General features: G+C 62.0%; 1 pseudogene. It reads right to left on the reverse strand.

From position 1 onward, the window contains the following. Window positions 1-510, reverse strand: a pseudogene (locus ACJHX3_RS25080) (RHS element protein); the annotation flags it as partial.

Below are 510 nucleotides of genomic sequence, written 5' to 3' on the forward strand. Positions count from 1 at the left end.
AGTGGACCGCCACACGGTGGCCTTCGCTCAGGTGGCTGATTTCTCTCAGCCAGCCGTGGCCATCATACTGCCACTGCTCTGCCGGTTCGCCGTTCACCGTGCGGTGAGTGAGGCGGTCCGATTCGTCGTAGTGCCAGAGGGTGACAAGCCCCTCATCTTCACTCTGCGTGAGTTTTCCGGTCAGGTCATAATGATAACGTTGCGTCCGCCCGTCAAAGCCGCCCTGCTGTACCAGCCGGTCCAGTGCGTCGTAACGGAAGGCGCTGTCACTGCCGTTCTCGTTGGTCAGCGTGGCGACACGTCCTGCCGCGTCATACTCCATACTGCGCGTCAGCCCGCCCTGCGTGGTGCTGACCGCTTTTCCCCACGCATCGTACTGTGTCTCGCTCCGGTTGCCGCCCGGGGTGATAACGGCAGTCAGGTCGCCTGCGGCGTTGTACTCATACTGCGTTTCACGGCCCTGTGCGTCTTTCACCGAGGTTAACCGGCCACGGTTGTCATAGTGGCGGT

The organism is Escherichia sp. WS1265, from assembly GCF_046487585.1.
In the GTDB taxonomy this organism is placed as follows: Bacteria; Pseudomonadota; Gammaproteobacteria; order Enterobacterales; family Enterobacteriaceae; genus Escherichia; species Escherichia coli.